Raw genomic sequence first — 411 nt, 5'->3', positions numbered from 1 at the left:
AAAAGTACATGGGACCCAAGCACGGCGCGCTGTCCTCAATATGCATACGACGTTTGATGTCCAGTTTCAGGATGGTTTTGTGGTCGGCGGCGATCACAGCTCTGTTCCTCCATCAACGACCGCAATCATCAAGGCTGCAAAATGACAGTACTACGAAATATACAGACGGATCGACATTACAGCGCATGGCGAGATGACGATACGGGTGAGGTGCATGCTTCGCTTATCAGCGATACGTCGATGAGCCCGAGAGCGCGACTCACGATCAATCAACCGGGTTTGAATCTGGAGCCCGTATTGAAGTTCGTGCTTTACGAAGTGGACACGCGACCGCGTTTGACGATCCATGTCGAAGACGGTGCGGCGCTTGCGCTGGCCATGCTTCTTGGCTCTATGGCCGAAAGCGAAAAC

Annotated in this window: 1 protein-coding gene; it reads left to right on the top strand. The window is 53.0% G+C overall.

The features are described 5' to 3' along the window. Positions 1-141 precede the first annotated feature (141 nt). On the top strand, positions 142-411 hold a 270-nt coding region (locus AC1RP4_RS07765; RefSeq protein ID WP_481763236.1), incomplete at its 3' end, for a hypothetical protein.

It is taken from the genome of Dellaglioa sp. CoH-56-MRSF-10, from assembly GCF_056782175.1.
Note: the sequence above shows the minus strand (reverse complement) of the source record. Positions and strands in the feature narration are given on the sequence as shown.